The organism is Roseibium sp. TrichSKD4, from assembly GCF_000148725.1.
In the GTDB taxonomy this organism is placed as follows: domain Bacteria; phylum Pseudomonadota; class Alphaproteobacteria; order Rhizobiales; family Stappiaceae; genus Roseibium.
Genome location: NZ_GL476319.1, coordinates 803,091 through 828,871 on the forward strand (window position 1 = coordinate 803,091; position 25,781 = coordinate 828,871).

The window sequence follows — 25,781 nt, forward strand, 5'->3', positions numbered from 1 at the left end:
ACCCGTCAATCCACTTGATCGCCCACACCGCGCGCCTTCATGCGGGCACGGTAAAGGGAAGCGGCAAGCTCAGCGTCATCCATCCGATCCGACATGTGTTCAAGCCCGTCGAGGATCTCCGCATAAGAGCCAGCTTCGGCAACCAGCTTTCGGATGGGAGCCAGTAGCGGATCCATCTGATCCTCCCAATTGGCCTGCTCATCAACGCCGATCTCGTTAAGCAGCTCATCAGCTGACTGACGGGTGTTGAGACCCTTTTCGATCGGCACCGTTGCAGCGTTCGTTTGCACCGCAGACAGCAAAACGTCTTTCTCACCAGGAGCCGAAAAACCAATCCGCTCGCGCACCTCTGCGGCAGAGACCTCAAGGCCAAGCGGGACAAGACGCTCAACCACCTGAGACAGGAGATCAAGATCTTCCGGCTCGGTAACAGGCAGGCTGCAATGGGGATAGCGCTGTTGCCGCCCGAAATTGATATCCACGAACGGGCGAATAATGTCCTTGTTAATCGTCGCTTCAAGATTGCGGGCATCGGCCTGTTTGATATCGAGGCGAACTTCATTGTGAACTTCCGCCTGTGACTTGGACGAGCCATTGTCAGCGGTCATGGTTTGGCCGAGAATGATCTTGGAGACCTGTTCGTCAAGATATCTGGCGAACTGACCAAAGACCGCTTCGCCGCCGCGCACCTGTGCCTGGACAAGTTCAATATCGGCGTTTTGGGAAACAATCCCGGCAGCATCGGACGCAATCCCGACCAAGGCCCGCATCAGGGACTTCTTGTCCTCATCGCTGGCTGAAGGATGGAACTTGCCGATCCGGATCGGCATTCCGAAAGTCTCGCAGAAGGAAGCCCAATCCTTGATCGTGTAGGACTTGAGGACAAACGACCAGACCGCAACACGGGCTAGAGCTGCCCGGATCGGCTTGCCGCTTTTCAGTTTCGGCATATGGGTGATGAACTTGCCCGGCTGCAACGCCAGACCCTCTTCATGATCGTCCGAGCGCTGCCGCAAACGCCGTCGGTGAATCTTGTCAAACTGGAAATGGCGCTGATCCTGCCAGATAAAGTCCCGTGGCATCCATGGCGTGGACGAGGTATCCCAGACCATCTCGATGACGGAAAATCCCTTGCCAAGCCCGTCAAGGGCGTCGTCCAGCATGTCAATAAAGTCAGGCTGGTCGATCAAAGCCTTGCAGGCAGCGGCAATTTCCCGATCACTGTCACTGGTCGTGCCCGCCTCGATCGTCATGGCGATCGAGGAGACTGCCCGCTTTCGGGTACCAAGCACGGACATGTAATGCGGCTCACGCTCCTCCATCTCTTCAGCCAAAGTGATGAAGTCCTCAAAATCCCCCTCAGATGCCCGTGACAAAATGCCTGGTAAGGCTTGGGGCTTCAAACCTGATGCCACCGATCCGTCGAACGGTTTGGAAAGTTGGCGCACCGTCGAAACACTGCTTTCGCTGGAGAGTGCCTTCGGGCTGACCCGCATTGGAACGCCGGTGCTGTCATAGATAACGGGAGCGGCCATTACCACAATCCTTCCCTTCGCGTTGGTATGGACCCAAAGCTGATTTCATCATCGTCATCTCGCCCAAGCCCGCTCAGCTGCCGGGTCATCTCGCCGCTGGAAATAAACTCGTAAGAAGGAAGATCCTGACGGCTGGCAAAATAGGCAAGCGCACCGGCAATGGCCGTGTCGCCGTGCCGGTCAAACCCATCCGATCCCTTGTTGCGATGATCATCCGGGACTTTGATGATCCCACCGACATAGGCGAGCGCCTGGTGATCGTTCAAAATGTCCTCATCTCGTGGAAGGATGAGGGTCCGGTCACCAAAAGCCTCGATGTAAGGCGGCATGTTGGTCAGGTACCATGACTGGCTCAGTTTGACTTCGACAATGGTCGCGCCATATCGCTGGGCCGCTTTTTCGGCAAGATACTGACCATTGCCAGTCGCATCCAGCGCCCCGCCTGAAAGCTTGGGAAGGCGGTCGCCAACATAATAAAGAACCTCGCGCTGCTGGTCGAACGGCACATTGCGCATCTCGACAATCAGCACACAGCGGCGAACCAGATCCCGGCCAATCTCAAAGACAACAATACTGGTCAGGTCACCCGATCGCGCAAAGTCTTCACCGAACACATGACGGCGCTCGGGATTGAGTTTTTTAAGGATCGGCAAAAGCTTGTCATTGCAAAAGACAATCTGTTCAGCGCGCCGGATACCAGGCGGTGCGCTTTTAAAGGCATCGGCCAATTTCCAGCGCACGACCGGAATGCCGCCTTCCATGCAGCTTTCGATCTGAACCCGTGTCAGGGCAGCCCCTTCCGCTTCTGCCGGGATCGCATCCAGCTCCTGGTGCATCTTGGATGTTCGGGTGCCATAGGCTTTGCGGATCCCGGCTTCCCAATCTTCTTCGGCCTTTTTGGACCAGACCCATCCCTTCATCCGGCAAAGACGCTTGTAGAGTCCGTTTTCAACCGCTGCCTTGAAGGGAATATGATGGACCTCAAAGAGGTTCTTTTTCGCCCGTGCTTCGCGGATCAATTCATTAAAAGGATTGAGAACACCGTTATGGGTGGAGATCACCCGGACCTTGCCGCCCCAGATAAGCAGCGCATTCACCGCATCAAGAACCTCGTGAACATCCTTGTGAAAGGCTGCTTCATCAATGACCACGACACCCTGAAGGCCGCGAATATTGGCAGGGCGTGAGGACAGAGCCTCGACCCGATAGCCTGATTTGAATCGGATACGGAAAGCAGAAACATGCCTTGAAGATCCATCGGCCTGCTGATCTTCAAAAACAAACTCTTCAATCTGAACGGCCTGCTTTGCGATCAGCTTGGCGAACTTGGCGACATAGCCGATGAACTCCCGGCCTTTCTCCTTGGTATCGCCAATATAGAGGACGTTATCCCCGCCATCTTCCCGGCTGGCAGCTGCAATCAAGGTATCGCCAAGGGCTTCGGCAAAGGTGATCCCGGTGCGCCGACCCTTTTCGGCGATCTTCATCCGGCTTTCATCGGCAAGCCAGTCGCGCTGGTGTTTCATCAAAACGCCGTCCGCGAAGGGATCGTCATCGGGAACATCTGCAACACCGGGCAGATCATCCGGCAAGTCGTCCGGGTTTCTGGAAATGGCCTCAAGGTCTGGGGTATCGTCAACCATTGTCCGGCAAGCCCAAAAACTCGGTTTTCAGTTCCTTGATCCGATTGGCACCCAGATTGAGTTCCTTGCCAACGGCCTCAATCATCTTCTTGCCCTTCTTGAACCCGGTGTCGGTACGGGCAAGACGCACTGTATGGGACACTTTCTCCGCAGCATTGGCCGAGCGCAGGGTTTCAGCCAGGTGTTTCAGATCCTTCGCATCCAGATTGCCCTTTTCAAGCGCGGTTAAAGCTGCGCTTTTCAGCGCATTGGAGATCAGGATCGTGGTGTTGTCCGGCTCGTCCGGATCAAGGCGCTCGGTAAAGGCAGCTGCAATGGCGCGCGTCCGCTCCAGCTCGCGGCTCAGCTTGGCAAGGCGAATGGAATAGCGGTTAAACACACCGTAACTGACAGGTTCAATGTCCCGCTCTTCAAGCCTTTCATTAAACTCGCGGTGGATGTCCGTCAGGTGCCGCTTGTGCGCGGCCATCTCTTCAGCTGCCCAGGCAACAATGTCATCGGCATCTTCCGGTAACAGATCGATCTTCGTCAGCCGACCACGGGCCGAGCGCCTGCGAAACCGCTTCGTGGTCTCGATCTCGCCGGAAGCATCAATGTCACCTTGCGCAGGGGTCGCCATTTAAATCAGCCCTCCGGAGATGGCCGCTGGATCCCCGGAATAACGGTCCGGCGTTCAACATGATCCTGCCCACGGCGGGTCAGGGTCGCAACCACGGTGGACCCTTGTTCCAGAACACGAACGGCACCTGCTTCATCCTGTAACCACGACAACTGAGCGCGCAGATAATCGAGGGACTTAAAGTGTCCAAACCGCTCAAGGTTCGCCAAAACCATGTCGCCGTTCAGCGAATAATCCGTTTCAGGGGCAAGGGCGCGCAGAATGATCAGTCGGATATTCTGATCGGCAAAATCCTTATAGCTACTCATTTGGACTTCTCCATCAGGTAGTCTTCAATACGCTTGTTTGTTCGCTGGATGCTTTTGATCTGTTCCAGAACCGTTGAAAGCTCGCCGCTCATTTTCGCCAGACTGAGTTCCAGTTTATGGACCGCATCGGCATCCGGCATATGCCGGAATTCCGTCTCGATGATTTGAACCCGGTTCGACAGATCCTCGACCTTCTTGGAATTGTCTCTGGATCTGTGCGTGAGGTGGTTCCAGATCGCTGTTCCAAGGGCAAAGACGGACGCAGTGATCGCAATCCATCCCTTGAGCGTGTCCATGTCCATCAATTCCATCCCTGTTCATGATCCTGCTGGCACGGGGCACAACGCACAGCGCCTGCAACAAGTTCGCGGCGGCGAAGAGGAATCGGATCTCCGCAATCAACGCAGGTTGTTCGTGCACTGACCGTTTCCATGCCGCTGGTCACATGGCGAATGCCAGCTTCCCGTTCCCGCTCTGCAAGGGCATTGGCACGGTCAACGTCATCGAATTCACTCATCGCCCGGTCAGCCCTCTGCACTGGCCGGTTTTCGGCGAGGGACAGGAATGATGGCTGGCACAATCTCCCGGTCTGATTTTGGAACCCGGCCCTGGACCTTTTCCCGATTAGGGGGAACCCAGCCGCACTCCGCCCGGCCTGTTTCAAGATTGGCAAGAAGGCCGTCGACAGTTTGCTGGGAGAGCTGGGACACCTCGCGCTCGGTTGGATAGACAGGGGTGAAACCACCACAGGCATCAACCATCTGCCCGGGCCCACTCGCGCAGGCGGCGACGACGCTCATCAGCGCCAAGGCGATCAAGTTCCGCATCTCGGATCATCCTTCGTTTCAAGGTATCAAGGGATTGGGCTTTTCTGCGCAGTCGCTCAGAGCGCGCCCCGCGCTCCATGATCTGGCGGACAATTACCCAAAAAAGGAAAAGGCCCACCAGAAAGGCCGCGAACCGCCGCCCGATTTTTGAGCCGGTAATGAGGCCAAGAAACCACATCAGACCGTCTTGCCCCGCCTGTGGTCCTCAACGCGCGCCGATCCGGCCCGCCAATGCTGGAAGGTCATAAACGCAACGACAGCCAGAAGGGCAAAAAGAGCAATGCGGGACAAACCGCCAAAGGGGGCAATCATGGGCTCGATCGCAGCTATCGCATCCTGGAACGTTGCCGAGACCTCAGACAGGAGAACAAGCCCGCCAAGGCCGATGCCAGCTGCCCCGGTGCCGGTTCCTTTCACCGATGCATCGGCAATGCGTGAACCTTCTTTTTGCAAGGAAACAAGCGTCTCGGTGGTCCGCTTGGCCGGAACCGCCACAAGATCACCTTCCGGAGTATGTTCAACGGTTACATCGTCTTGAATGGGAACGGCGCTTATAAGCGCGTCCTGTGTCTGCTGCCCAACAATGCCGTCCGGCTTCAAGCCGTGATCAGCCTGGAAGGCAACCACCGCCCGTTTGGTCGCTGGCCCGAAGTCCCCATCGACACGAAGAACATAATTAAGGTTGGTCAGCCTTAACTGGAGCCGCTCAACTTTTTCACCTTCAGAGCCAAGGCGCAAACTGGCCGCTCGTGCCTTGTTGCGGACCGTCAGGGATTGCCGCGTCAAGCGGCTGTATTCCCTTTTGATAAGGCGGGTGTAATGGTCAATCTGACCAGGGCCATTGTAGCGGCGAACAATCGCCCGAACGTCTCTGTCCCGAAGCTCATCAAAGAGACCGGAGTTTTCCAGGAACGCAATGAAGGCCGTGTCATGGGCAGCCTCACTTACTCCCAATGCGCGAACAAAGCCCTGGACTGTCGCAAAACCGCATTTGCCGTGGTTGAAGCCCATGATCTGGGCCTTGCCATAAGAAGCCGACTTGAGGCCCGCGTCCTCATCAAGGTCCACCATCTTGCCAAGGCGATCCCAACGGGAATCGGATCCCGATTTCCCAAGGCCGGAATAGTTCTTGCGAGACCATTTGGGGGTGGAAAGCTTCAGTCGCCGCGCCCGAGCGCGCAAGGGTTTCGGCAATAGCCGGTCAAAGATGTGCTTTTCCGGCAGGATGATCAGCCGGTCTTTATCATCAAAAGCCCGGCCACCACTTTCAACGGCAAGGATCGCCCGAAGGAAATCAGCGTCACAGCCAATACGATTGGCAGCTTGCCCGATCGCCCTTTTATCGGCATTCCTTTGGCCGGGGCCATAAGCCAGATATTCGAAAGTGCTTGAATGGGTCACATCACTTGCCTCCTAAAACCGAAGAAGCCCCGGTCGGGGTGTGGTTCTTGAAAGCAAGGTTAGGTTGAGACGTGGGGAAGGTCTTTGGTGACAGATGTCACCATGGGGAGCAAATAACTGGTCAGTTATGGGCTAGAAAAGGCGGGCCTGACGATCGTCAATCAGATCATCCGAATTATCAGCCTTGTGCCGGAACACGGTGCGGCGGCTGATCTTGAGGGCCTTTGCAATCCTATCAGCGCTTTCGCCCTTTGCAAGCCGCTCCTCGATCGCCCGGTGAAGCTCAAATTGACGGGCATTAAACCCAAGAGGCAAATCAATGATTTGCTTGGCAAACGTGTCGCAGATCAGACGCGCGGTTTCAACGTCAAGGATCTGCGCAAGCCAGTGTCGTTCCGTGATCGCCTTTGGATCGGGAAAATAGACACGTGATCCACCGCGCGCCGTTGTCAGCTTGTGGGCAGCTTCCAGCCCGGCACATTCGACCAGGGCACGCATGACGGGCGAGAGTGCCCCCAGCGCCCGCAAAGTCTCCTGTGACGGGGTGGCATCAGTCACGGCGATCTCCCCATTTGGCAAGCTCGCCGTCAATGTGATCTGCAAGGTCTCCCGCGATCTTGCCGAGCTGGAACCGCATGCGGCCATCCATATCGGCGACAAGGCGTTTTTCTTCGATCTGCCGCCTGGTCGCAATCAGGATTCGCAATGTGTGCGGATGGGTGGTGCCCTGATTAAAGCCGCTCATTGCTTCACCTGCCGGACCAGCTTGCCCAGCCCGTTCATGACGGCAAACCAGTCATTGCGGGAGAACTCGGAGAACTCCCGATTGCCGACGGTGCCATTCACAAATTCTGCGAGGGTACCGTTCATTGCGACCGGATGATCACAGGCCAGCAGGATTGCCCACTGGCAGGCCACAATCTGGAACCGTTGGTCATTGAGCAGCTGCGGGCGGTTCTTGTCGAAGGTGAAAAGATCGATAGCACTATGGCCCAAACCCTTCGCCGTCATCTCCCGCAGGATCCAACCCTTCAATGCCTCGATGACCTTTCTGGCGTCGTCCCCATGATGCAGGAACCGGGAGTGATCAATTCCCGTCTGGCGCTTGAGGAAGGACATCATGGCCTTGTCCGTCTTTTGCCGAAACACACCAAGGTTCCAACCGGCTATCCAGAGCGCCTGAAGTTTGGGGGCATATTTGCCGGTGGCCCGATCCGAGCGAGGCTCCGCCTTGCCCATCTTGGTCAGGATTCGGCTATAGGTTTGCGGCGAATGTCCCTTGAGACTGGGAGATCCCGTTACCCCTTCCGCAACAACGCGGAGCTGGTCCTCGTTCATGCTGAGTTCGCGGGCGCGGCCAAATAGAGCGCGGATGCTGGTCATGACACATTGCCCTCCAGCAGCTGGCGTCGCTCTTCGACAATCTGGTTCACTTCCAAAATGGCAGCATCCGCAAGCCGCAAATACCCCTCCCGGTTGAACTCCCAATCAAGTGCCAGATTGCATTCCATCGTCACGCCATCGCCCATTGGCCGCTTGACGATCGGCAGGTTGTCGAGGCTCATTTCCTCACAAATATGCTGCGGGTAGTCATGCCGAAACATGGAAAAGGCAATTCGTTCCCTGTCTGTATGTGCCATTGTCTCAATCCTTGTAAGGAAGCCTTGGGCTGTTCTGCGCACCAACCGGTCCCGCATCACCGAGCGGTTCCGGCTGTGCTCTGGCTTCCAGTTCCAGTCTCAAAAGGTCTTTGGTGATTTCTTCGATCTGGTCATGCAGCTCGCGCTGCCGAGCCTTGCGAAATCTCAGCTTGTAAGCCCGCGCCAGAAGCTCGTCCCGGCGAAGGCGCAAGTTTGTCACCTCACTCAAACCATCTGCGGTGTTGGCGAGGCGGGACATGTCACGTTGTCCCGATCAGGTCCGGGGAATTACCCTGTCCGGCAACACCGTGGGAAAGGTTGACTCTCGCACCGGCTGCATATCCATGAGACGCAGCCTCGCCATATCGGAATTTCCGATTGCGCCGTTTCACATCCACAAGATTTGGAAACTGTTCGCACAACGCTTGAGCCGCCTGTGCCCGTTCTTCGTCATTGCGAATATCTTCGAAGAGTCCCAGCAGCCTGTTACCGAGACGAGCAACCATTCCCGTCTTGAAATCGGAAACCGCTTGCCGTTTGGTCGAAATCGACCGGCGACGGCGATAAAAGCTTGTTACCTTGAACACCTGAACTTCTTTTCGGATTGCCCGATCGCAGACAGTCCAAAGGTAAGTCGCAATCTCCGGGCCTGGTTCTTTACCGAGGAAACGCACGAACATTCCGTCCTCTTTGTCCAACAGGATTGAAGAGGTGTTGGTGCAGGCCGAAATAACTCTCCACAAATGGCACTCCACCGATTGGCCGCGCTTCTGTGTCTGGCTCTCACTTTCGCTCATCTCAAGATCGAGTTCAGAAAGGCCAGCCTTGCGCATAAGTTCCGCTGCTTTGGAAGCCGCTGCCATGGCTTCGGCTTCCGTGCATCCCTTGGACGTGGTTTTCTCACGCAAGGCGCGTATGCGGTCTCTAAGTTTGGCTTTGTCCATCTCCACCTCCATGTCTCTTCGGTTGGCGTGTGAAATCCCGAACCATCTGGCTCTGGTATTTGAGAGCCGATCTTCGAAGATCCCGGTTCATTGAGCCGAGCATTGGCGCAAGCAAGAGCATGAGCGCCGTAACCACCTCGCTGTCTGTCAGATGACGTTTCGCAAACACAGACTGGATATCTTCAGCCGCGTCTGAGATGCGGTGTTGTGATCGGCGGGGCAAGTCAGGCATGGCTCACGCCTTTCCCAAATCAATGGTGACGGTGACCCATTCATCTTCAGGACCATCGCGGAACTTGAAATACATGTGGGTCTTGGTGCCGATGACACGGATTGCTTCCTGAAGGGCCTGAATGCCTTGCGTCCAGAGCGGGTCATCGATGTTGCGGCGAAACAGACGGAACAATTCGCTCTTGTTGATGTTGCCTTCCTGATCCACACGGAAAGCATCGAAGATCAGGGTCTTGAGATTTTCATCATCGATGCCCCCGGATTTGCTGCGGACAAATTCGTCAAAGAACTGTTTTGCGATTTGTAGCTGTGGTCCGAACTCCTGAACGTTGGATTTCCGGATTTCGATCTTCTGGTTTCCATCGAAGGTCGAAAATGTCCGGTTGCCCTTCTTGCCGCCGCGCGGTGCCTTTTTCTTTTCCTCCAAAAGAGCATCGTGAATACCCAAATCCTCGTAGGTATGCCCTTTGAGGCGGGAGAGCTGTGCCGCCATGTCCTTTGCGAAAAACAGACCACGGCGCACGATCTCATCCTCAAGAAGATCTTCTTCGCGGATGGATTTCACAGGGACCAAAGCACCCCGGCTGTCCTTCAAGTAACGAGCGCCATCCCACTCAACCTGACCGGCTGTTTCTGCCTTGCGAACAGCTTCAGCGCGTTGTTCCGGCGTCATGTGAAAGAGGGATGTGGGAGCCTGTGGCAAGCTGTTTTCCATGTCTGTTTCAGGCTCAATCACGTCTGTGTTGCTCATGCTCTGTCTCCTGAATTGTCCGTGGTGGTTTGTTTGGCGGCCCTGATCGCAGCCGTATCGCCATAGTCTTTTCCAGTTACATCCCTCAAAATTCGCCGGGTCAGCTGAAGGTCTTTCAGCCTTGCGCTTTCGCTCATGGCTTCTTCGCGCTGCTGCTCTGCCGGATCGATCGGCATTTGCACCGGCTTTCCAAACCTTCTCAGCGGGGGACGTTTTTCCGCCTTGGGAGCCTCTTTGGGCTCGTTGATCAAGGCATGGGCCTTTTCAATCCCCTGAGCGACTTCAAGAGGCTGGCGACCCATTTCAAGTGCGATCTCCTGAGCGGTCTCGCCCATACGATCGAAACCGAGCAACATTGCCAGTTCTCGTCTTGTCCAATAACCGGTCGAAGTCATGCTGCACCTCCATTGTCAGGTGATGATGGTGTTGGTTTGGGCCGATCCTTTCCGGGAAACTGGATCACGACCGCGCCTTCAGTTTCCCGCTCCCATTGGGTTTCCAATTCACGAAGGCGTTCGGGAACCACTGAACGCTCCAGCTCCAGGCAATCTTCGCAATACTGTTGGAGCAGCTGGGAAAGCCGCATCAAGAAGCGATAAGCATCGCCGTCTTGAGTGGTGCGCCCGGCAACCATGTGGACATGGGCGCCAAGGTTGGCGAGGTTTTGACTAAGAGGCATTGCCACCTCCCTTGATCCGGGAGTGGGGGCAATTGGCCCGGCAGGCACGGTACATGCGCGCAGATAGTGAACTCGTTGCCCGGAACGGTCGGCCCTGCCAGTCAAGGCAGGCTTCGCGGCCAATTATTCCCTGTACGGGACATTGGACCGTCGCGCCCATCAACTTGGCCCGAACTCTGTCCTCGATATTGGTGCGGTTCGTGCCGTATTTGTTATGGATGATCTGGGAGAGCGCCGGATTAGTGTAGCCCAAAAGATTGGCAACATATGTGGTTCCATTCGCCTGGATGGCGTCAGCCAGAACCACGACCCATGCTGGCGGGGAGCCGTCATAGGCATCAAATGCCTTTTCCGGCATTGTGCGGGTGTCTTTCATGACTGGAGCTCCCGCGCTGATAACAGCCCCATAACCTGCTGTTTATTGGGGTCATAAATACCCTCTGAACGAATGACACGCGGGGCACGCGGGCCGGTATTCATGGAAGGTTTGAGGAAGTAGCGGGTCGGTTTTACTTTGCGCGGATCAGCCTGCACCGACAAATAGCCCGACAGTTTGAGCCGCGTGACGTAACTGGCGATCGACTGTTCCGTTGGCGGTGCATCCGAGTGCTGGGTGAAGATGAAAATATCCTGGACGGTGAACCATTGGCGCTGCATGCGTATGGCGGCCCAGATGTGATCCTGTTTGACCGGGGCAATCGTGCCGTCACGGCGAACGCGAGGAACAAAGGGTTCGTTCCGCGCGATCATGAACCGCTTCGGACTGTCAGCTGACACTTCTGCCAAATGGCCGGACTTCAACAGCCGGGATACCAGATCCCTAATGTTGCGGACCTGATCCTGATCAGATTTTGCAAGGATATCATCAACCGAAAAACTCTGTCCCTGGCGGTTGAATTCCTGCATGACCTTCCAAAAATGCTCAAAACCACGGCGGGTGTGGATGGCTTTCGCCTCAAGCTGAACGATCTTCATTTGCCAAGCGCCCTTCTTTGCGGAAGGGAACCGGTCATGATCGGACCTTCGTAGTTTGCCTTGGTCAGTTCCGTTTCGCCGTGGGTGTTGGCATATTCGCGCAGGGACAACATGGTCGTTGCGATCCGCCGTGCCCGACCATTCGTTTCCTTCATGATGTGCCCGGCAAGATCTTCACTGATATTCAGATCAGGGCAGAAATACCGGGCCAGCAACATCGTGTCCTCGATGTCGCAGGGAACCGCGCCAACACGCGCGCCGACCAGGTTGTCGACCTTCTCTTCCGGGTTGATCTTGTAGGGAAGGTTTTCCTCTCCGATCATGATGATCGTGCAGTCGGACTTCTTTTGAAGCGTGCGCGTCAGATCAAGAAGGTTCTTTTTGTAAAGATAGTCGGCCTCATCGATGAGGATCGGCAGGTGCCAATATTCGGTAAGCCGCTCGATCACCAGATCCTTCAGCTGAAAGATCGTGCCTTTCGCGTTCTGGTCTCCAAGCTCGAACAGGATGGCCTTCAGGAACTCCTTTCGGGTCCAGGTATCATCCAGTTCCAACACCGGTGCATCCGGGTATTTGGTTTTCACATAGCCGCAGGCTTCTGTTTTCCCGAAACCGGACGGGCCATAGAAAATGCCGATACCGGGTTGTTTTTCATGACGATGGACAAGGGTGTTTACAAGATTGAGGAGCAAACCCAGATTTTTCAGGGGTGCCCGGTCATTGACTTTCTCGTGAGTGCCTGTCACGTTCTATTCCTCGATTGCATGACTTTCGTCGTTGGTGGCGGTCGCGGGTGAGTGAACTAGTCCTTCGTTCACCCGCTCTTCTTTTCGGCACGCAAGAAACTTTCCCCGAAATCTTCTTCCATCGCCCGGTACGCGGAATACTCTCCACCCCGGCGATACATTTGCAGGAGACGCAAAGCCTCCTCTGCAACTTCTTCTCCAGCTTCAATTCGGGCCTCCAGATCACGGGCGCGGCGATACCGGTCCATTCCTGTGTCTGGCCCTGCTTCCCGGTCTTTCCCGGCTGGTCGAAGCTGGTGAATCTCTGCCATGGCCGGAACTGGTTCGGCGCTGGCCTTGGTATTGGCTTGTGCGGCGTTGCCTGAAACAGCGCCGGATTGATCGGCAAACTCGGCGCGGATCTCGGCCATCATGTCTTTGAGATCAGCTGAAGGCTCGCCTGGCTTGATCGGGGCCGACACCTGCGCTGCCGCATCAAGCGCAGGTGTCGTCCACCGCTCTTCCCGTTGAGGGAAGGCAAGAACCTTGTCCGCTCTGTCCTGTTCAAGGATGGCATTGACCGCATCGCGCGGCTTGATCCGTTTGGCTTCGGCCTTGATCGGCGCGCTTTGTTCGTCCAGATAGGCTTTTTGCATGGCCCGTGTTCTGGCGATCGTCTCGGCCCGGTCATAGCCTGCCAGTTCCGCGCAAACTGCCTGACCAAGATAGGTCTCGCCGGTTTTATCAAAGACCCAGAGCCGCCCGATATCATGCGGGTCCATGCGGCAGAACACGGTCTCTTCCGGCATCACCACGAAATCATCTGGAAGATAATGTTCGTTATTTGCCCGTATGCCTTTTTTGGTGACAATGCGGATGCCGTCGCCTTTCGGGATGGGGGCGAGCAGAACATCAAGAGCACGCTCGTTCACTGTCCGTATCGGGGCTGTGGACTGTGCGGCCTTTCCAGCGGGTGACTGCCGCTTCAAGCCCTCGTGGGGTTTATGGGCATAAACGTCCTCGGCCCACCTCGTCGTCATTTCCTGAAGCTCGACAGGGGATACTTCCACGGAAAACGCATTGTAATCAGAGACCCCAAGCCGCTGTGCAAAGGCGCGCCGCCCTTCGATAACAGACCGCTCAGCAACATTGTGTCCGACAAAGCCTGGAAGCAGCTCAATGAAGGAATGCTGGAACGTCCCGATAACCCGCTCAACATGGGGCTTTTGTTCCGGCGAGTAGGCGTCACAAGTGTGCTGCTCGATCTCAAGGGCTTGCAGAAGGCGCTTCGTTTGTCTGGCAACAAAATCGCTGCCGTTATCGGTTTTCACGGTTTCCGGCACACCCCATTTGAGGATCGCTTCCCGCAAAAGCAGGCCAACCGCTTCGGCGCGTGGCGTACAGGAGATCGTGAAGATGGTCCGGCGCGACCAGACATCAATGCAGGCATAAACGGTCCACCGGCCCTCGGTGGTCAGCATGTCCACCGGGGAGGCGTCGATTTCCCAGAGCTGGTTGAGGCGAACAATCCCGTCCGATGCTCCGCCCGCCATGACAAACCGATGGGTATCTTTCCAGCCATCTGGATCCGTGTGACGCTTGATGGTAGCTGCGTATTCTCCCTTCCATTGCTTGATGGAATTCTGGAAGGTTCTGAGCGACGGCATGTCGTAGCTGGAGCATTCACCCGTTTCCGGGTCGACAACATCAATGGAGTTGCTGAACCTTTTGACAGCCATGTCGCGCAGAGCCGATGCCGACAGGTGTGGTGCTTTGAATATGGCTGCCAGAATGTAGATTTTCAGCTGACCGTTTTCGGCAAGTTCCAAAACACCCTTGCCTTTGCGGCAGGCCGAGCGATCAAATCCAAGGGCTGCCGGTTCATCCCTTTGGGCAGCCTTGCGCCAACGGGCCAGTGTGCGCGTTGAAATCCTCTTGACCTGCTCCTTGATCCAGTCTGGTAGGGGAATGTCACCGGCATCAAACAGGCGAACAAAAAGGTCATCGGCGCTCAAGATGGTAAGACCAGTATCCTTCCGGAACCGGTCGGCAATCCTGAGAACACCCATCCGGGCGACATGGGCTGTCCGCTCCGCGTCCGAGCCACCCAATCCGTCTCCCAGTTCCAGATCCCTATGATCGATCGTCAGAAAACTGCGGACATAGGCGCGCCGTTGTGCGAGTGGCAAAAGATCAATGTGATATTCGTAGCCACCGCCTACGCGGCCTTCACGTTTCCGGCATAGCGGGGAGTTCTGCCAACCTTCGCGATTAATCATTTGCTGTAGGCTGGAGCGAGCATTCGGAAGCCCTTCCAACTTAAGTTCCGCAAGCTCATTGATTGTCAGATAGGTTTTCATCGGGTTCCCCCGATCTTCGCCCGCAGGAGTTTCTTGCGGGTTTCGAGTTCCACCTCATGATCTTCCAGAAGCGCCAGCTCGATTACACTTTCAAACCGGGCCGGGATCACCTTCATGTCGAAGTCTTCAGCCAGAAAGCCCAAAAGCCGGAGTTGTCCTGTGGCATGGATCAACGCGTGGAACCGTTCCACCGTAATGTTGTTGCCGGTCTTGCCTTCCGCCGCATAGGCATCAAGCATGGCAAGGGTCACCTTTTGATCCAGGCGCTCACTCATCAGGTGTGCGATCTCTGCCCGGCCCTTGCCGCAATCTTTCAATGCAAGCCCGAGTGCCCGGCTAATTCTTGATCCGACCCGATTGCCTGGAATGGCTCCGGTCTCATAACCGACCGAGACACGCGGCGGTGTCCAGTCGGAGAACATGTCGATCGTATAAAGATCACGGAGGGTTTTACGTCTACCGGCCATTGAACCAGCCCTCCTCGTCAGCAAGGGCCATGATTTCGGCCTTGTTGGAGCGATAGATCTCGCGGCGGTTGGTCAGCGGCAGGCGTGGAAGCTTGTCCAGAATGCTCTTGTAGATTTTCTCGGTTGGCCGTTCCGCCTTGCCGGTTCGGACCAGAGCAATGGCATCGCCAACCGTTCCAGCTTCCGGCTCTTCCGCAAATAGAATGTTTAAAATCTTGTCCTGTTCGTCAGGCTTACACTCACCCAGGAGCTTCAAGTCAGATTGTTTCTCTGCGAATTTGGTGTTCTTCAGGCGTTCGCGAGTGGCAGGAGAAAGGGCATTGTAGATCGTGATTGCAAGACGAATGGAACGATCACTCAAGCCCGTCTTTTCTGAAGCATTTTGGCAAAAGGAAAAAATTGCCACTTGCCTCTTTTGGCCGCCAATGTGCTGGTTACCGCGCTTGCCACCGTGTTTGGTGTCCGGGTGAAGCGTCTCATAAATCCGCTTTAAATCGAAAAGAGCTTCGCAGCGTTCCAGCGCATTAAAATCCAGCCTTGCAAGATTTTCCAAAATCTCGCGGCGGCGCAGCTCATGAGGGTTTTCGCCTAATTCAGGCGACAATACCCGCGCGTCTATTTCTTTCCATTTGCACAGTTTCGCAGCTGCCAGGCGGTGAGCGCCGGTCACAAGTTCAAATCGCTTGTCCCGCTGCACCACATCAATTGGTGTCAGTTGGCCGTGTTCTTTGAAAGAGACGCTAATGAACTCAGCCCAATCAGGGTCTACGTCACGAGACCGTCCGTCGAGCACATCAATCAATCTGAGTTCGATCTTTTTGTCAGTCATGTAAATGACCTCATTTGTTTCTGATGGGAGAAAAAGACCGGGCGGCAGGTAGCTAGCCTTGTAGGGCCGCCCGGCAAGTTGCTCAGGGAAACGCCAACCGCACTTCAAAAGGGGGAGAGGTTGACAAAAGACGGGTAGCCCCGCGACCGCACCACTAACGCAGGTGCCGCTATCTTAAAGAGGCTCAGTAAGGGGAAATGCCAGCCAGCAAGCACCGCCAATCCCAAGTGTGTTCAGATGAACGGCAATTGCCATGGCTGAGTGTTCATCTTGAAAAACAAAAGCGTCACCAGGCAGGTATCCAGTCTTTGCAAGGACCCGAAGTCCTTCGGCGGTTTCCGTATCGCTGGTTTCACCCGTAAAGAAATACCGTCGCCCTGACTTTGATATCTTGGTCAGGATGAATGCATCATTCGGACATTCAGTCGGTGTCAGATGCTCGCTCTTTTTTTGATCAAGCTGTGTCATCAGGCAGCCTTCCTGTCTGGGGGCTGCGTAGATTTCTGACTAGCGCGCCTGGTCATTTGTTTGGTAGAAACACGAAGAGAGGTTCGAACCGGATAGCGATCCGGCCAAAGCTCTTGGGCAGGGGTTTCGAGGAACTCTGAAATGACCGTCTCGGCAGCACGCACAGTGCGTGTCCAGACATGGGCAAAGGCGCGACGGGATATTCCGGCCCGTTCCGCAAGCTCCTTGGTGGTCATCCCTTGCCGAAGAATTTCGGCATAGATCGAGTGTCGATCCCAGCCATTAACTGGCGGGAACTCGGGCTTGGACATGAGAAGCCTCTTGGTTGGGAAAACGGCTTGCGGCAACAAGCCGTTTTTCTTGAACGTTATGTGTGGCAAATCGGCCCGACTATCGGCCCGACAAGAGAAGGATTAAGGGAAGATTCTCTTTTTGTAAAGGAGTATTTTCTTTTAATGAGAATTCTGTGGCTCGACCTGAAAGTGAACCGAAAACTCCGCTAGGCTCTAGATTGCGACAAGTTCGCCGCGAGCTCGGTGACAACCGTAGGGAAGAATTTGCCGAGCAACTAGAAATCAGCAAGGATTCCTTAGCTTTATATGAGCGCGGAGAAAACGTTCCCTCCGCGACTGTCCTAGCCGAATATCATCGGAAGTTTGGTATCAACTTGAATTGGCTAGCTACCGGTCAGGGTGGCATGTTCTTTGGAGATGACGTAAAAGTAGGTAATGTCACCCTCGCAGAAATTCGAGAATTCGTTTGGAACATTGCGGCAACCTTCTGGGAACGGCTACCGCGAAGAACAAAATCTGAAGCCTTCGCGGATCAATTTGTTGAGATGCTCGACTATCTTCTCAGCCGGGAAGACCTGCAAGAAGGCGCGGCCTCTGAAGTGATCCATTTCGCCGCTGAACAGCGGAAACGCGCATCCGGTCAAGACGAGACATGAGCTTGTCATAATCAGGCACGATGTACCCGACTTCAGGGATCGGAGCTTCCGCTATTACACGATCCCTGGACACGACGGCTTTACAGCCAAGCTGCGGGTAAATCCTGCGATATGGATTGTCTTTGAATGCCCATAAGCAGGCGGGCCATAAGCCGCTAGACTTCAGCGTAGACGCCAAAGTCATCAGGCCCAAAGGTCCGGCGTCCGTTCCTCGATACTCCGGCAGAATGTAACAGGCATGCATTTCACCTTTAGCAATGATTGCTTCATCCATATTACGGAGCGCTGCCGCAAAACCGGCAATCTCGCCATTAAATAAAATTACAAAAAAGAAACCGTATTCAGGAGGATCAATAACCCAATTCAACCATTGATTACGCCTATAGCGCAGACTTCTTGCTAGGTGTACTGCGTCTGGCATAAACGAATACACTTCTTTCCAGCAAGCTACATGTATTTTAGCAATTTCTTCAACATCGCACAGTTTAACTGTACGTACGGTAGCACCAATAGACATCGCACCTGTTCCTCAATAAGATGGAAAACAGGCGCGCGGGACATACGATGCGCAATCAAAGACTGAGTGGAATTATAGCAACCCGCGTGTCCGATATCGGCATTGGTAGGGCAATCATATGCTTTATCGGGCTGTCAGTCGGGTTTGCTATGATCCTTTCTGCGCTATTGTTGTATTTCGTTATCTTACCACTTTCCTATGATGAAATCTCTGAAGATGACCTGGCAAAAATTGCTGAGGTTGCAAGTTGCGCGACTGGTGAGCCTGCAGCGTCGCTTTGGATACTTGCGGAGCAAGATATTCCTTGGTTTAAGCTACGGCATAATTCTATTGCGGCCCGTTTGTTAGTTGATGTCGACCTCAACCGCTGCACTGTCCGTCAATCCTCTCACACTAATGTTGAGTAGGGGAAACTCCGCGCTCTTCGTCCAAACGACCGAGAAAACTGAGTGTTTGTATCTGACAACCAACGAGCCAGTGTCTTTATTTTTTAAATAGGGTTTTAATTGCAGAACCAAGCCTGGAACAAGATCGCCTTCCGGCGGAAACATAGTGATAATATTATTATCCGATTTACGCACCGCAGATGACCAACAGTCCCCACACTCGTTTTGAAGATCCACGAGCACATAGGGGGAAATTACGACAACAAACGTAAGCTCCCCAATTCGCTTTGCGATAGGCACAAATGGCGCACCTGAAGTCCGGCCAATAACCTGTTCTCCGATTACGATCCCTTCAGTGGAAAGAGCTTCTTTGAAGTAACTCCTGTCAGACAGATCAAGCGGCAATACGGGGTATTTGTAACTGTCATGCAGAAGCTTGCCCTTTTCGTCGATGACCAATAGAGCGCGCGCACCTGGTATGCCTTGAACAATGCGGTTTAGTTCAGTGTGTACAAGACGGTTAACTCTGAGGGACGAAGTAATGATCGCGGCAGCGTTAATCGCTTGGTCAGCAGCAAACAATGTTCTTTCCGCTAACAACATACTTGCCCGCGCCGTGGTAACATTACGCTCAATACGCAAGCCCACGCTTGCAGCGTGTGCTCCCCATGAGGTTACTGACATCAGGCACAAAACAGCGGACACAAATCCTAGTTTAAGAGCATTAAACATCGCAGACCAATCACAACGAATACATTAAACCAACTAGCTACTTTGAGCAGCTGACCTTACGTAATTTTGGGTCGTGAAATTATCGTGATATTTTGCAAGGCGTGAAAATAGCGAGATCATCGCAGGGTTAAACCGGCTACTTAAAATTATGTTTGATCAGACTTGGAGGTTCATATTACGCTGATTTCCGCCGTTTTTATTAAGTAGCCGCCATCCATGCTTTTTCCCAAATACCGGCTACTTGAATTTCTTCTTGTGTTGTTTTTCTTGATTTTTTCAGAATACTCAGCGCTACGAATTTCTCGAAAATGGCCGAAAGTGCCATTTGTTATTGCGCACCCTAATTTTATGGGTTTTTCAGTCACGTCGATTGGAGTTGATTTAACTCTATGAAAAGACGACAGATTTCTATCTGTAATCGTCTATTTCTATCCGTATCCAGATTTATCCATTCTGCCATTTGTTATTGCGCGTCACAATTCTTACGAGAAAAAGCGTACGGCTAAATTGTGAATTGGTCATAAGTTATTGAAATAATTAAACCCTGCAATACCTCTTAATCAGACGGTCCCGGGTTCGAATCCCTGTGCACCCACCATTTTTTCACATAACTTTCCAAATTATTCGGTGACGTAGCGCTGATCCTGCGAGTACCTTCCTAGACCAGCATTCCAAAATTACACCTACGGAAGTAGCTGGAGTCTCGAGCAATATTACTCACGACCAAAACTCTATATTAACCATGAATCTCCATATTCCATTTTCACAATAAATGGTTTTACTGGAGTAATTCAGTTGATTAACAAATCACTTACATTAGTCGGACTTACTTTTTTCCTATTTTCCAATTCCGCAGTTGCGTCAGAAGACAATTCGTTACCTCCTTATTCGAAGAGCACAATCTCCGGCACTCAGCTACGGGGTTCCTTTAGCATCCGAACTTGGTTCAGTGACGTGGATGCCGAATATGAACTTGCGGGCACACGCATCCTCAGCGCCAAGGACATTCGCAGTGTCGCAACCGAGGCTCATTACCGCCTAGAAAGCAGTGGGACGCGCTTCTTTTTTCAGGGAACAGCAGGCGTTGGCGCAAATTTCAATGGCGAGTTTGACCAACCCTACGGCACAAATAGAGATTTGGGCACAATAGGCTTTGGATATTTTAATGCCGACCTTGGCTTTCGAGCGCTCGATTTTGCATCTCAATCCCTCGGCGCTTTCGCCGGGTTTCAATTCATTCATGACCGGTTTCAAACGCCGACGGTAAACAACCGGCACTATTACCGAAATCCGGTATGGTCACTCGCCCGTGTAGGCGTGACAGGCCGCGGACAGTTTACTGATAAATTTGGTTGGCACGCTGAGTTCGCTTACATCCCGCTCGGGCAAATCGACACCGCAAGCGAGTTCGAAGACGAAAAAGACGCATCGGGTTATCAGGGCGAGGTTTTCCTCACATTCAATCCAACTGAAACTTGGTCCATCGGACTTGGGGCACGGCACTGGGACCTTGAAGGCAAAGTTGAGCGCTACGGAACTGAAATGACGATAGACTACACCCGAACAGGCGCACTTCTGGAGGCATCCTACAAGTTTTGACTGGTCGGAGTTCCCGGCACTTTCAAGTCCACCCCAAACAAAAAAAGGAGAGGCAATGCCCCTCCTCTTAATCTCTCGGTGCTGAAGTAAACTCAAACTACCTTGCGCACCTCGGTCAGGAAGGAGGAGACTTCCAGGCTCATCATTTCCCCCTTTTGCGCCAATTCACTGGACGCTTCCAGAATATGCCCAGCAGACTGTTGGGTGTCGGCAACAACTTCACTGATCTGACCCATATTCGCGCTAACCTCAGACGTACCTTGCGAGGCTTGCTCGATGTTGCGCGCGATCTCGTTGGTCGCCGAGCTCTGCTCTTCAACAGCCGCTGCAATCACGGACGCATACTCATACACATTCGAGATTGTCGTGCCGATGCTTTCAACAGAGGTGATTGCCTGCTGGCTTGCAGCCTGAACACCAGCAATCTGGGTCCGGATTTCTTCCGTTGCCCGGCCGGTCTGGTTCGCAAGTTCCTTCACTTCAGCAGCCACGACGGCGAAGCCTTTGCCAGCTTCACCAGCGCGAGCAGATTCAATCGTTGCGTTAAGAGCCAGAAGGTTGGTTTGATCGGCAATTTCAGCGATCAGATCAATAACCTTGCCGATCTTCTCAGACGCTTCGGCTAAGCCGGCAATGTCAGCTGTTGTTTTTTCAACTTCCTTCACAGCTCCAGCCACCACTTGCGAGGACTGAGTGACCTGCGCATTGATTTCCGAGACTGAATTGGTCATCTCCTCAGTCGCAGCAGCAACAGATCCGACATTGTTGGATGCCTGCTCTGCAGAGGCATTGACCGAAATGGCTTGCTGGCTAGCAGAAGAGGCATTTCCCTCCATGGTCTTTGCTGACGCTTCCAACTCTGTCGCGGCTGCGGCAACAGCGCCCACCACTTCACCCATCCGGCCTTCGAAGCTTCCGACAACTTCGCCAAACGCGACAACGCGGTCTTCCATGACTTGCATCGCACCATTGATCGTGGCAGCGGCTTCCCCAAAAGATCCCGTCATGCCGCGCTCTGAAATTCGGCGGTAGTACTTGTTCTGCGAAACATACTCGAGGGCTGCCCGGGTTTCGCGCACATAGGCATCCGTGCGATCGATCATGCGATTGATCGCATGCATCAATTGCTCGGTTTCACCTTTTTCGGTGATGTTGATAATCCGCGCTTCAAAGTCGCCCTCGGCAACCGCTTCGCAAACAGCCAGCGCCTTCTTGATCGCCGCCTTGTTGCCACCTGAAAACATCATCTATCGTCCTTAATTTTACAAAACTTGCTGTGATGATCCACTCAAGCGGCGTTTTTCAGCGTCGCCACGAACTTGTCATAGGGCATGCCATGCTCTTCCAGCATCCGATGAACCATGGCCATGGATTCCTGAAGCCCGAGCTTGCGGTCAGATTGCCGCTGCTCTTCTGCAAGCAGTTTTTGGTAGAGTGGCTGGATGGTGTTTTCCAAAATGCCACGATCAGGAACACGGCGGTTGGAGTGGTATCCAACAATTTGGCCATTCCGCGCTCGGCTCGGTGTGACGTGCGCGAGAACCCAGTAGTGATCGCCATTTTTGCAGCGGTTGACCACATAGGCGAAAATTTCATCACCAGCTTCAATATGCTCCCAAAGCAGCTTGAAAACACATCGTGGCATGTGCGGATGGCGGATCATGCTGTGCGGCTGGCCGACGCATTCCGCTTCCGTATAGCCGGCAATTCTCAGGAAGACATCGTTACAATACATCAGACGACCTTTCAGGTCGGTCTTGCTGACGATGATCTCGTCTTCTCCGAAAAACTGTTCAACACCGGTTACTGGCAAATCACGAGCCATGTCATACTTTCCTCTAGGCACAAACCTAACGGGACAACCAGCTCACACTATAAAATAGAAACAGAAGAAGCCCCTTTGAAAGTAGAGTTCCCTTGCGATCTTAATTTTCCCATAATTTTGGAAGATCGAAGGGCAATATGGCCTTCTTTTTACGAAAAAGTTCCGAAAAGTTTTCTTATCTTGCGCGAATTATACCAAGGTTGGATACAACCGACCTCTTAGAACTGCAGCAAAAATACGCACAAATGCACCGATACTGCGAAGCATCTCAGCGCAGCTAAAGCATCTTGAAGGCTTGAATGGGTGTCACAAGGCAAGCGATGAAATCAGAATAGATCGCCGTAAAGGACCCGGTGCCTTTGCAAGTCAGATAGGCGCTGCTTTCTCATCGCGTCGTTTGCTTTTTCCAGTGCACGATTGATTTCTCGAAACAAGGCCTGCTGCGTCATCAAAACCGAATATGAACGATCACCGGCTTCACGCAAAGTTCGGCGAACGCGGTACGAAGTCGCTGCTCGATACCAATCGTCAGCCCCGGTCGCAAGCCTTTCAGCATCGCGCTCAAAACGATCCGGAAGGGCTCGAACATGATGAGAGTTTGCGTCATAGGCAATTGCTGCCAAAAAGACCAAAACAGCGAGAGTTCCCCCCTCAAAAGCCAGTCTAGATATCTTCATCCCAAACACCCACAGTCAAAATTAACAAAGCCTTAAGATGAACAGAGAATTAACGACGCTACGGTAGTGCGGCAATCAGTTTTCACAACGCACCTACCTAAATCGGCTATTAGAGTTAATATCGACAGCCGCCATTGCACATTGTCACGGGGGACAATTTCCCGTTTGACTTCAAGCAGCTTTGCAACAATTTTCGCTTATCGGAGAGTGAGAGGCCCAGCCGCATAACTCACCTGTTACATTAAATTCTTCAAACGGAACTCAAAGAATGTCCGCCGTTTCTCGCCTTTCGGTCAATGTGAATGCCATCGCGATGCTGCGCAATCGTCGGGACCTACCTTGGCCCAGCGTGACCGGACTGGCCGCACTAGCGATGGAGGCTGGCGCTAAGGGCATCACCGTTCATCCCCGACCGGATGAGCGCCACATTCGCAAGAGTGATGTCTTCGAGCTGTCCGAACTGATCGAAGACCGGTTCCCGAACAAGGAACTGTGTCTGGAAGGCTACCCCTCCCCTGATTTCATGAAACTTGTAGAAGACGCCCGCCCCGATCAGGTTCTGTTCGTACCAGATGAGCCGGAGCAAACCACGTCTGATCACGGATGGGACTTTTCAAAGGACACCTCCCGACTTGCAGACGCCATCGCGATGTCGAAGGACTGTGCGGTTACTGTATCGCTCTTTTGTGATCCTGACCCCAGCGCCCCTGCTCATGCCGCCAAAATGGGGGCGGAAAGGATCGAAATCTACACCGGGCCCTATGGTGCCTGTTATGATGATCAGGATCGTGCACTGAAAGAGCTGGACAAGGTTGTTGCAACAGCGGAATCAGCGCAAGCTGTGGGATTAGGTGTAAATGCCGGGCATGACCTCACGGTCGAAAACATTCCACCGCTCCTGGCAAAAGCTCCCTTCATTCGGGAAATGTCCATTGGACACGGCTTTACTGCCGATGCGTTGATTCACGGTTTCGCGGCAAGCGTCAACCGCTTCCGCTGCGCGATGGGTGAGTTGTAGGCAGGAAGAAGCGATATCAATGCCCCTTGATACCCAAATTCAGTTTCTCCTCACTGCAGATCGCCTAAAATCCGTCGTCAGAAACAACAAGCTTGTCAGTGGAGAACGATATGAGAATTCTGCCGAACACTCCTGGCATGCCTTGCTGCAAACAATGGTCCTCGCAGATCACGCTCCCGGGGAAACAGATCTTGGTCACGTCCTGAAGCTTCTTATCGTCCATGATCTGGTTGAAATCGAAGCAGGGGATCACTGGGTTACGGAAGAAAACGCTGCCGAAGTTCACGCACTCGAGCAGGCTGCTGCTGAAAAGGTGTTTTCCCTCCTGCCCGAAGAACAGCGTCGCGAGTTCAAAGCGCTCTGGCATGAGTTTGAAGATGCGACTACGCCAGAAGCAAAATTCGCAAACGCGATGGATGCCCTCCACCCCATGTTGATGGTGTTTGGCCCCGGCAGTTCGGGCGAAAGTCACACTGACCTCAGCGCAGCATTCCTTCGAAAGAAAAAAGAACCGAAACTCTCCCCTTTCCCCACTCTTTGGGACTATGGGCAATCCTTACTGGAAGAGGCCGTCAAGAAGGGCTTTTTAAGCCCTTGAGTCTCAATGGACCCGGCCGCGTTCGGTTTCCAAAATGCTGTCTGCATCCAGTTCGGCAATTGGCAGACGCTTGTCACGCGGCACATCGCCTGACAGCTGCAAGGCCAGATACCTCCCACAACACACCCGCAGAAAGCTTGTGAAATTGCCAAGGTCATGCCCGGCATCAATGCTTTCATAATGCAGCTTGGTGATCAGCTGAACCACAGTCATGCGATCGCGTTCGGCGACTTCCTCCAGCGCTGTCCAGAAGAAATTCTCAAGCCGTACACTGGTGACCATGCCGTCGATCCGCATGGAGCGGGTCGTGCTTGCCCAAAGCGTGCTGTCAGCCTCGATAAACAGTTTGCACATGATCCAACTCCGCCTGCCCTGCCCGAGCCACCTCTCGGTCGACTATGGATAATGGACGGGGCTCGGGCAAGAGACCCCGTCCACCTCCCAACCTGACAGGTTGATCAGGCTGCGATATCTGCAGCCACACGGCCTTCGAGCACCGCAACAAACTGCTTGAGCCATGCCGGATGAGCTGGCCATGCGGGTGCAGTGACAAGATTGCCGTCCGTCACGGCTCCATCAATTGCAATATCGGCATAGGAGGCGCCAGCCAACTCAACTTCCGGACGGCAGGCCGGATAGGCGGAAACGGTCCGACCTTCGATCACGCGGGCTGCAGACAGCAGCTGTGCACCATGGCAAATCGCAGCAGCCGGCTTGTTCGCATCAAAGAAATGTCGAACGGCGGCAATCACTTTATCGTCGAGGCGTAGATATTCTGGCGCGCGACCTCCGGGGATCAAAAGCGCATCATATTCTTCAACGGAAACCTCGGCAAAGCTGGCATTCAAAGTGAAATTGTGGCCACGCTTTTCCGTGTAGGTCTGATCCCCCTCAAAGTCGTGGATCGAAGTTGCGACCGTTTCGCCTGCCTTCTTGCCCGGACACACCGCATCCACGTCGTACCCCATCGCCAGAAGCGCCTGGTACGGCACCATGGTCTCGTAATCCTCGGTGAAGTCACCAGTAATCATCAGAATTTTCTTCGCGCTCATCATGTCCTCCCGGGAGCGTTGCTGAT

At 53.8% G+C, this 25,781-nt stretch carries 39 protein-coding genes; 4 read left to right on the forward strand and 35 right to left on the reverse strand.

Going from position 1 to position 25,781, the window contains the following annotated elements; all coding sequences use genetic code 11:
- Positions 1-5: 5 nt before the first annotated feature.
- The 27 genes from TRICHSKD4_RS20120 to TRICHSKD4_RS20250 all read right to left on the reverse strand — a co-directional run bounded on the left by TRICHSKD4_RS20120 (position 6) and on the right by TRICHSKD4_RS20250 (position 16,713).
- On the reverse strand, positions 6-1,535 hold the full coding sequence (locus tag TRICHSKD4_RS20120; protein WP_009468784.1) for a DUF935 domain-containing protein: 1,530 nt from the start codon (positions 1,533-1,535) through the stop codon (positions 6-8).
- Positions 1,535-3,178 (reverse strand): hypothetical protein, encoded by a 1,644-nt coding sequence (locus TRICHSKD4_RS20125; protein ID WP_009468785.1) that lies wholly within the window; start codon positions 3,176-3,178, stop codon positions 1,535-1,537. Before TRICHSKD4_RS20125 ends, TRICHSKD4_RS20120 begins: the two co-directional genes overlap by 1 nt.
- Complete coding sequence (locus TRICHSKD4_RS20130) at positions 3,171-3,797, reverse strand: phage protein Gp27 family protein (RefSeq protein WP_009468786.1); 627 nt, start codon at positions 3,795-3,797, stop codon at positions 3,171-3,173. Before TRICHSKD4_RS20130 ends, TRICHSKD4_RS20125 begins: the two co-directional genes overlap by 8 nt.
- Positions 3,798-3,802: 5 nt before the next feature.
- The gene (locus tag TRICHSKD4_RS20135) at positions 3,803-4,105 is read right to left on the reverse strand and encodes a hypothetical protein (RefSeq protein ID WP_009468787.1); all 303 of its coding nucleotides are present in this window, start codon (positions 4,103-4,105) and stop codon (positions 3,803-3,805) included.
- The gene (locus TRICHSKD4_RS20140; RefSeq protein ID WP_009468788.1) at positions 4,102-4,407 is read right to left on the reverse strand and encodes a DUF2730 family protein; all 306 of its coding nucleotides are present in this window, start codon (positions 4,405-4,407) and stop codon (positions 4,102-4,104) included. The genes TRICHSKD4_RS20135 and TRICHSKD4_RS20140 overlap by 4 nt, the downstream gene beginning before the upstream one ends.
- The gene (locus TRICHSKD4_RS20145; RefSeq protein ID WP_009468789.1) at positions 4,407-4,622 is read right to left on the reverse strand and encodes a TraR/DksA C4-type zinc finger protein; all 216 of its coding nucleotides are present in this window, start codon (positions 4,620-4,622) and stop codon (positions 4,407-4,409) included. The genes TRICHSKD4_RS20140 and TRICHSKD4_RS20145 overlap by 1 nt, the downstream gene beginning before the upstream one ends.
- A gap of 7 nt (positions 4,623-4,629) precedes the next feature.
- Positions 4,630-4,866, reverse strand: coding sequence for a hypothetical protein (locus TRICHSKD4_RS20150; protein ID WP_009468790.1), 237 nt, complete (start codon positions 4,864-4,866; stop codon positions 4,630-4,632).
- Positions 4,859-5,110, reverse strand: a complete 252-nt coding sequence (locus TRICHSKD4_RS20155; RefSeq protein ID WP_009468791.1) for a hypothetical protein — start codon at positions 5,108-5,110, stop codon at positions 4,859-4,861. The genes TRICHSKD4_RS20150 and TRICHSKD4_RS20155 overlap by 8 nt, the downstream gene beginning before the upstream one ends.
- Positions 5,110-6,333 carry an N-acetylmuramidase domain-containing protein gene (locus TRICHSKD4_RS20160; protein ID WP_009468792.1) on the reverse strand — a complete coding sequence of 408 codons (1,224 nt, stop codon included), beginning with the start codon at positions 6,331-6,333 and terminating at the stop codon, positions 5,110-5,112. The genes TRICHSKD4_RS20155 and TRICHSKD4_RS20160 overlap by 1 nt, the downstream gene beginning before the upstream one ends.
- A 132-nt stretch (positions 6,334-6,465) precedes the next feature.
- Complete coding sequence (locus tag TRICHSKD4_RS20165) at positions 6,466-6,891, reverse strand: helix-turn-helix domain-containing protein (protein WP_009468793.1); 426 nt, start codon at positions 6,889-6,891, stop codon at positions 6,466-6,468.
- Positions 6,884-7,078, reverse strand: a complete 195-nt coding sequence (locus tag TRICHSKD4_RS30905; RefSeq protein WP_009468794.1) for a hypothetical protein — start codon at positions 7,076-7,078, stop codon at positions 6,884-6,886. The genes TRICHSKD4_RS20165 and TRICHSKD4_RS30905 overlap by 8 nt, the downstream gene beginning before the upstream one ends.
- A complete protein-coding gene (locus tag TRICHSKD4_RS28460; RefSeq protein WP_009468795.1) occupies positions 7,075-7,716 on the reverse strand; it encodes a regulatory protein GemA in 642 nt (213 codons plus the stop codon). The genes TRICHSKD4_RS30905 and TRICHSKD4_RS28460 overlap by 4 nt, the downstream gene beginning before the upstream one ends.
- A complete protein-coding gene (locus tag TRICHSKD4_RS20180; protein ID WP_139052209.1) occupies positions 7,713-7,973 on the reverse strand; it encodes a hypothetical protein in 261 nt (86 codons plus the stop codon). The genes TRICHSKD4_RS28460 and TRICHSKD4_RS20180 overlap by 4 nt, the downstream gene beginning before the upstream one ends.
- A 4-nt stretch (positions 7,974-7,977) precedes the next feature.
- The gene (locus tag TRICHSKD4_RS20185; protein WP_009468797.1) at positions 7,978-8,232 is read right to left on the reverse strand and encodes a hypothetical protein; all 255 of its coding nucleotides are present in this window, start codon (positions 8,230-8,232) and stop codon (positions 7,978-7,980) included.
- Position 8,233: 1 nt separating this feature from the next.
- Positions 8,234-8,917, reverse strand: coding sequence for a DUF2786 domain-containing protein (locus TRICHSKD4_RS20190; RefSeq protein ID WP_009468798.1), 684 nt, complete (start codon positions 8,915-8,917; stop codon positions 8,234-8,236).
- On the reverse strand, positions 8,898-9,149 hold the full coding sequence (locus TRICHSKD4_RS20195) for a hypothetical protein (protein ID WP_009468799.1): 252 nt from the start codon (positions 9,147-9,149) through the stop codon (positions 8,898-8,900). The genes TRICHSKD4_RS20190 and TRICHSKD4_RS20195 overlap by 20 nt, the downstream gene beginning before the upstream one ends.
- Before the next feature lie 3 nt (positions 9,150-9,152).
- Positions 9,153-9,899: a DUF3164 family protein gene (locus tag TRICHSKD4_RS20200; RefSeq protein ID WP_009468800.1), complete on the reverse strand. Its 747-nt coding sequence runs from the start codon at positions 9,897-9,899 to the stop codon at positions 9,153-9,155.
- A complete protein-coding gene (locus TRICHSKD4_RS20205; RefSeq protein ID WP_009468801.1) occupies positions 9,896-10,294 on the reverse strand; it encodes a hypothetical protein in 399 nt (132 codons plus the stop codon). Before TRICHSKD4_RS20205 ends, TRICHSKD4_RS20200 begins: the two co-directional genes overlap by 4 nt.
- Complete coding sequence (locus TRICHSKD4_RS20210; RefSeq protein ID WP_009468802.1) at positions 10,291-10,578, reverse strand: hypothetical protein; 288 nt, start codon at positions 10,576-10,578, stop codon at positions 10,291-10,293. The genes TRICHSKD4_RS20205 and TRICHSKD4_RS20210 overlap by 4 nt, the downstream gene beginning before the upstream one ends.
- Entirely contained in the window at positions 10,568-10,954 is a 387-nt protein-coding gene (locus TRICHSKD4_RS20215; protein WP_009468803.1) for a hypothetical protein, read from the reverse strand. The genes TRICHSKD4_RS20210 and TRICHSKD4_RS20215 overlap by 11 nt, the downstream gene beginning before the upstream one ends.
- Positions 10,951-11,553 (reverse strand): hypothetical protein, encoded by a 603-nt coding sequence (locus tag TRICHSKD4_RS20220; protein WP_009468804.1) that lies wholly within the window; start codon positions 11,551-11,553, stop codon positions 10,951-10,953. Before TRICHSKD4_RS20220 ends, TRICHSKD4_RS20215 begins: the two co-directional genes overlap by 4 nt.
- The gene (locus TRICHSKD4_RS20225) at positions 11,550-12,299 is read right to left on the reverse strand and encodes an AAA family ATPase (protein WP_009468805.1); all 750 of its coding nucleotides are present in this window, start codon (positions 12,297-12,299) and stop codon (positions 11,550-11,552) included. Before TRICHSKD4_RS20225 ends, TRICHSKD4_RS20220 begins: the two co-directional genes overlap by 4 nt.
- Before the next feature lie 68 nt (positions 12,300-12,367).
- Positions 12,368-14,638: a DDE-type integrase/transposase/recombinase gene (locus tag TRICHSKD4_RS20230; protein ID WP_009468806.1), complete on the reverse strand. Its 2,271-nt coding sequence runs from the start codon at positions 14,636-14,638 to the stop codon at positions 12,368-12,370.
- Positions 14,635-15,105 carry a hypothetical protein gene (locus tag TRICHSKD4_RS20235; RefSeq protein WP_009468807.1) on the reverse strand — a complete coding sequence of 157 codons (471 nt, stop codon included), beginning with the start codon at positions 15,103-15,105 and terminating at the stop codon, positions 14,635-14,637. The genes TRICHSKD4_RS20230 and TRICHSKD4_RS20235 overlap by 4 nt, the downstream gene beginning before the upstream one ends.
- Positions 15,095-15,934: a ParB N-terminal domain-containing protein gene (locus TRICHSKD4_RS20240; RefSeq protein ID WP_009468808.1), complete on the reverse strand. Its 840-nt coding sequence runs from the start codon at positions 15,932-15,934 to the stop codon at positions 15,095-15,097. The genes TRICHSKD4_RS20235 and TRICHSKD4_RS20240 overlap by 11 nt, the downstream gene beginning before the upstream one ends.
- 174 nt (positions 15,935-16,108) lie before the next feature.
- Entirely contained in the window at positions 16,109-16,402 is a 294-nt protein-coding gene (locus tag TRICHSKD4_RS20245) for a hypothetical protein (RefSeq protein WP_009468809.1), read from the reverse strand.
- Positions 16,402-16,713 carry a helix-turn-helix domain-containing protein gene (locus TRICHSKD4_RS20250; RefSeq protein ID WP_040617133.1) on the reverse strand — a complete coding sequence of 104 codons (312 nt, stop codon included), beginning with the start codon at positions 16,711-16,713 and terminating at the stop codon, positions 16,402-16,404. Before TRICHSKD4_RS20250 ends, TRICHSKD4_RS20245 begins: the two co-directional genes overlap by 1 nt.
- A 155-nt stretch (positions 16,714-16,868) precedes the next feature.
- Between TRICHSKD4_RS20250 and TRICHSKD4_RS32405 the strand changes: the two genes are divergently transcribed.
- Positions 16,869-17,351, forward strand: coding sequence for a helix-turn-helix transcriptional regulator (locus TRICHSKD4_RS32405; RefSeq protein WP_050763482.1), 483 nt, complete (start codon positions 16,869-16,871; stop codon positions 17,349-17,351).
- Here the strand turns inward: TRICHSKD4_RS32405 and TRICHSKD4_RS29590 are convergent.
- From TRICHSKD4_RS29590 to TRICHSKD4_RS32045, 3 genes are all read right to left on the reverse strand, one after another.
- Positions 17,257-17,868 carry a GNAT family N-acetyltransferase gene (locus tag TRICHSKD4_RS29590; RefSeq protein ID WP_083782845.1) on the reverse strand — a complete coding sequence of 204 codons (612 nt, stop codon included), beginning with the start codon at positions 17,866-17,868 and terminating at the stop codon, positions 17,257-17,259. The two genes, TRICHSKD4_RS32405 and TRICHSKD4_RS29590, sit on opposite strands and share 95 nt — an antisense overlap.
- A 344-nt stretch (positions 17,869-18,212) precedes the next feature.
- Positions 18,213-18,986, reverse strand: a complete 774-nt coding sequence (locus TRICHSKD4_RS20260; protein WP_040617134.1) for a hypothetical protein — start codon at positions 18,984-18,986, stop codon at positions 18,213-18,215.
- 199 nt (positions 18,987-19,185) lie between these two features.
- Positions 19,186-19,311: a hypothetical protein gene (locus TRICHSKD4_RS32045; protein ID WP_009468813.1), complete on the reverse strand. Its 126-nt coding sequence runs from the start codon at positions 19,309-19,311 to the stop codon at positions 19,186-19,188.
- A 629-nt stretch (positions 19,312-19,940) separates the two neighbouring features.
- Between TRICHSKD4_RS32045 and TRICHSKD4_RS20265 the strand changes: the two genes are divergently transcribed.
- Positions 19,941-20,585 carry a hypothetical protein gene (locus tag TRICHSKD4_RS20265; RefSeq protein ID WP_009468814.1) on the forward strand — a complete coding sequence of 215 codons (645 nt, stop codon included), beginning with the start codon at positions 19,941-19,943 and terminating at the stop codon, positions 20,583-20,585.
- 92 nt (positions 20,586-20,677) lie between these two features.
- On the opposite strand, the gene TRICHSKD4_RS20270 is transcribed toward TRICHSKD4_RS20265, so the two are convergent.
- The 3 genes from TRICHSKD4_RS20270 to TRICHSKD4_RS20280 all read right to left on the reverse strand — a co-directional run bounded on the left by TRICHSKD4_RS20270 (position 20,678) and on the right by TRICHSKD4_RS20280 (position 23,087).
- Positions 20,678-21,832 (reverse strand): methyl-accepting chemotaxis protein, encoded by a 1,155-nt coding sequence (locus TRICHSKD4_RS20270; protein WP_208993140.1) that lies wholly within the window; start codon positions 21,830-21,832, stop codon positions 20,678-20,680.
- Between the two features lie 41 nt (positions 21,833-21,873).
- Positions 21,874-22,410, reverse strand: a complete 537-nt coding sequence (locus tag TRICHSKD4_RS20275) for a PAS domain-containing protein (RefSeq protein WP_009468816.1) — start codon at positions 22,408-22,410, stop codon at positions 21,874-21,876.
- A 326-nt stretch (positions 22,411-22,736) separates the two neighbouring features.
- Positions 22,737-23,087, reverse strand: a complete 351-nt coding sequence (locus TRICHSKD4_RS20280; protein ID WP_040617135.1) for a hypothetical protein — start codon at positions 23,085-23,087, stop codon at positions 22,737-22,739.
- Between the two features lie 268 nt (positions 23,088-23,355).
- Between TRICHSKD4_RS20280 and TRICHSKD4_RS20285 the strand changes: the two genes are divergently transcribed.
- Both TRICHSKD4_RS20285 and TRICHSKD4_RS20290 read left to right on the forward strand, forming a co-directional pair.
- Positions 23,356-24,105 carry a pyridoxine 5'-phosphate synthase gene (locus tag TRICHSKD4_RS20285; RefSeq protein WP_009468819.1) on the forward strand — a complete coding sequence of 250 codons (750 nt, stop codon included), beginning with the start codon at positions 23,356-23,358 and terminating at the stop codon, positions 24,103-24,105.
- A 19-nt stretch (positions 24,106-24,124) separates the two neighbouring features.
- Positions 24,125-24,703: an HD family hydrolase gene (locus TRICHSKD4_RS20290; RefSeq protein WP_009468820.1), complete on the forward strand. Its 579-nt coding sequence runs from the start codon at positions 24,125-24,127 to the stop codon at positions 24,701-24,703.
- 3 nt (positions 24,704-24,706) lie between these two features.
- Here TRICHSKD4_RS20290 and TRICHSKD4_RS20295 read toward each other — a convergent pair whose 3' ends face one another.
- Positions 24,707-25,057, reverse strand: coding sequence for a ribbon-helix-helix domain-containing protein (locus TRICHSKD4_RS20295; RefSeq protein ID WP_009468821.1), 351 nt, complete (start codon positions 25,055-25,057; stop codon positions 24,707-24,709).
- A gap of 104 nt (positions 25,058-25,161) precedes the next feature.
- Complete coding sequence (locus tag TRICHSKD4_RS20300) at positions 25,162-25,755, reverse strand: DJ-1/PfpI family protein (protein WP_009468822.1); 594 nt, start codon at positions 25,753-25,755, stop codon at positions 25,162-25,164.
- Positions 25,756-25,781 lie beyond the last annotated feature (26 nt).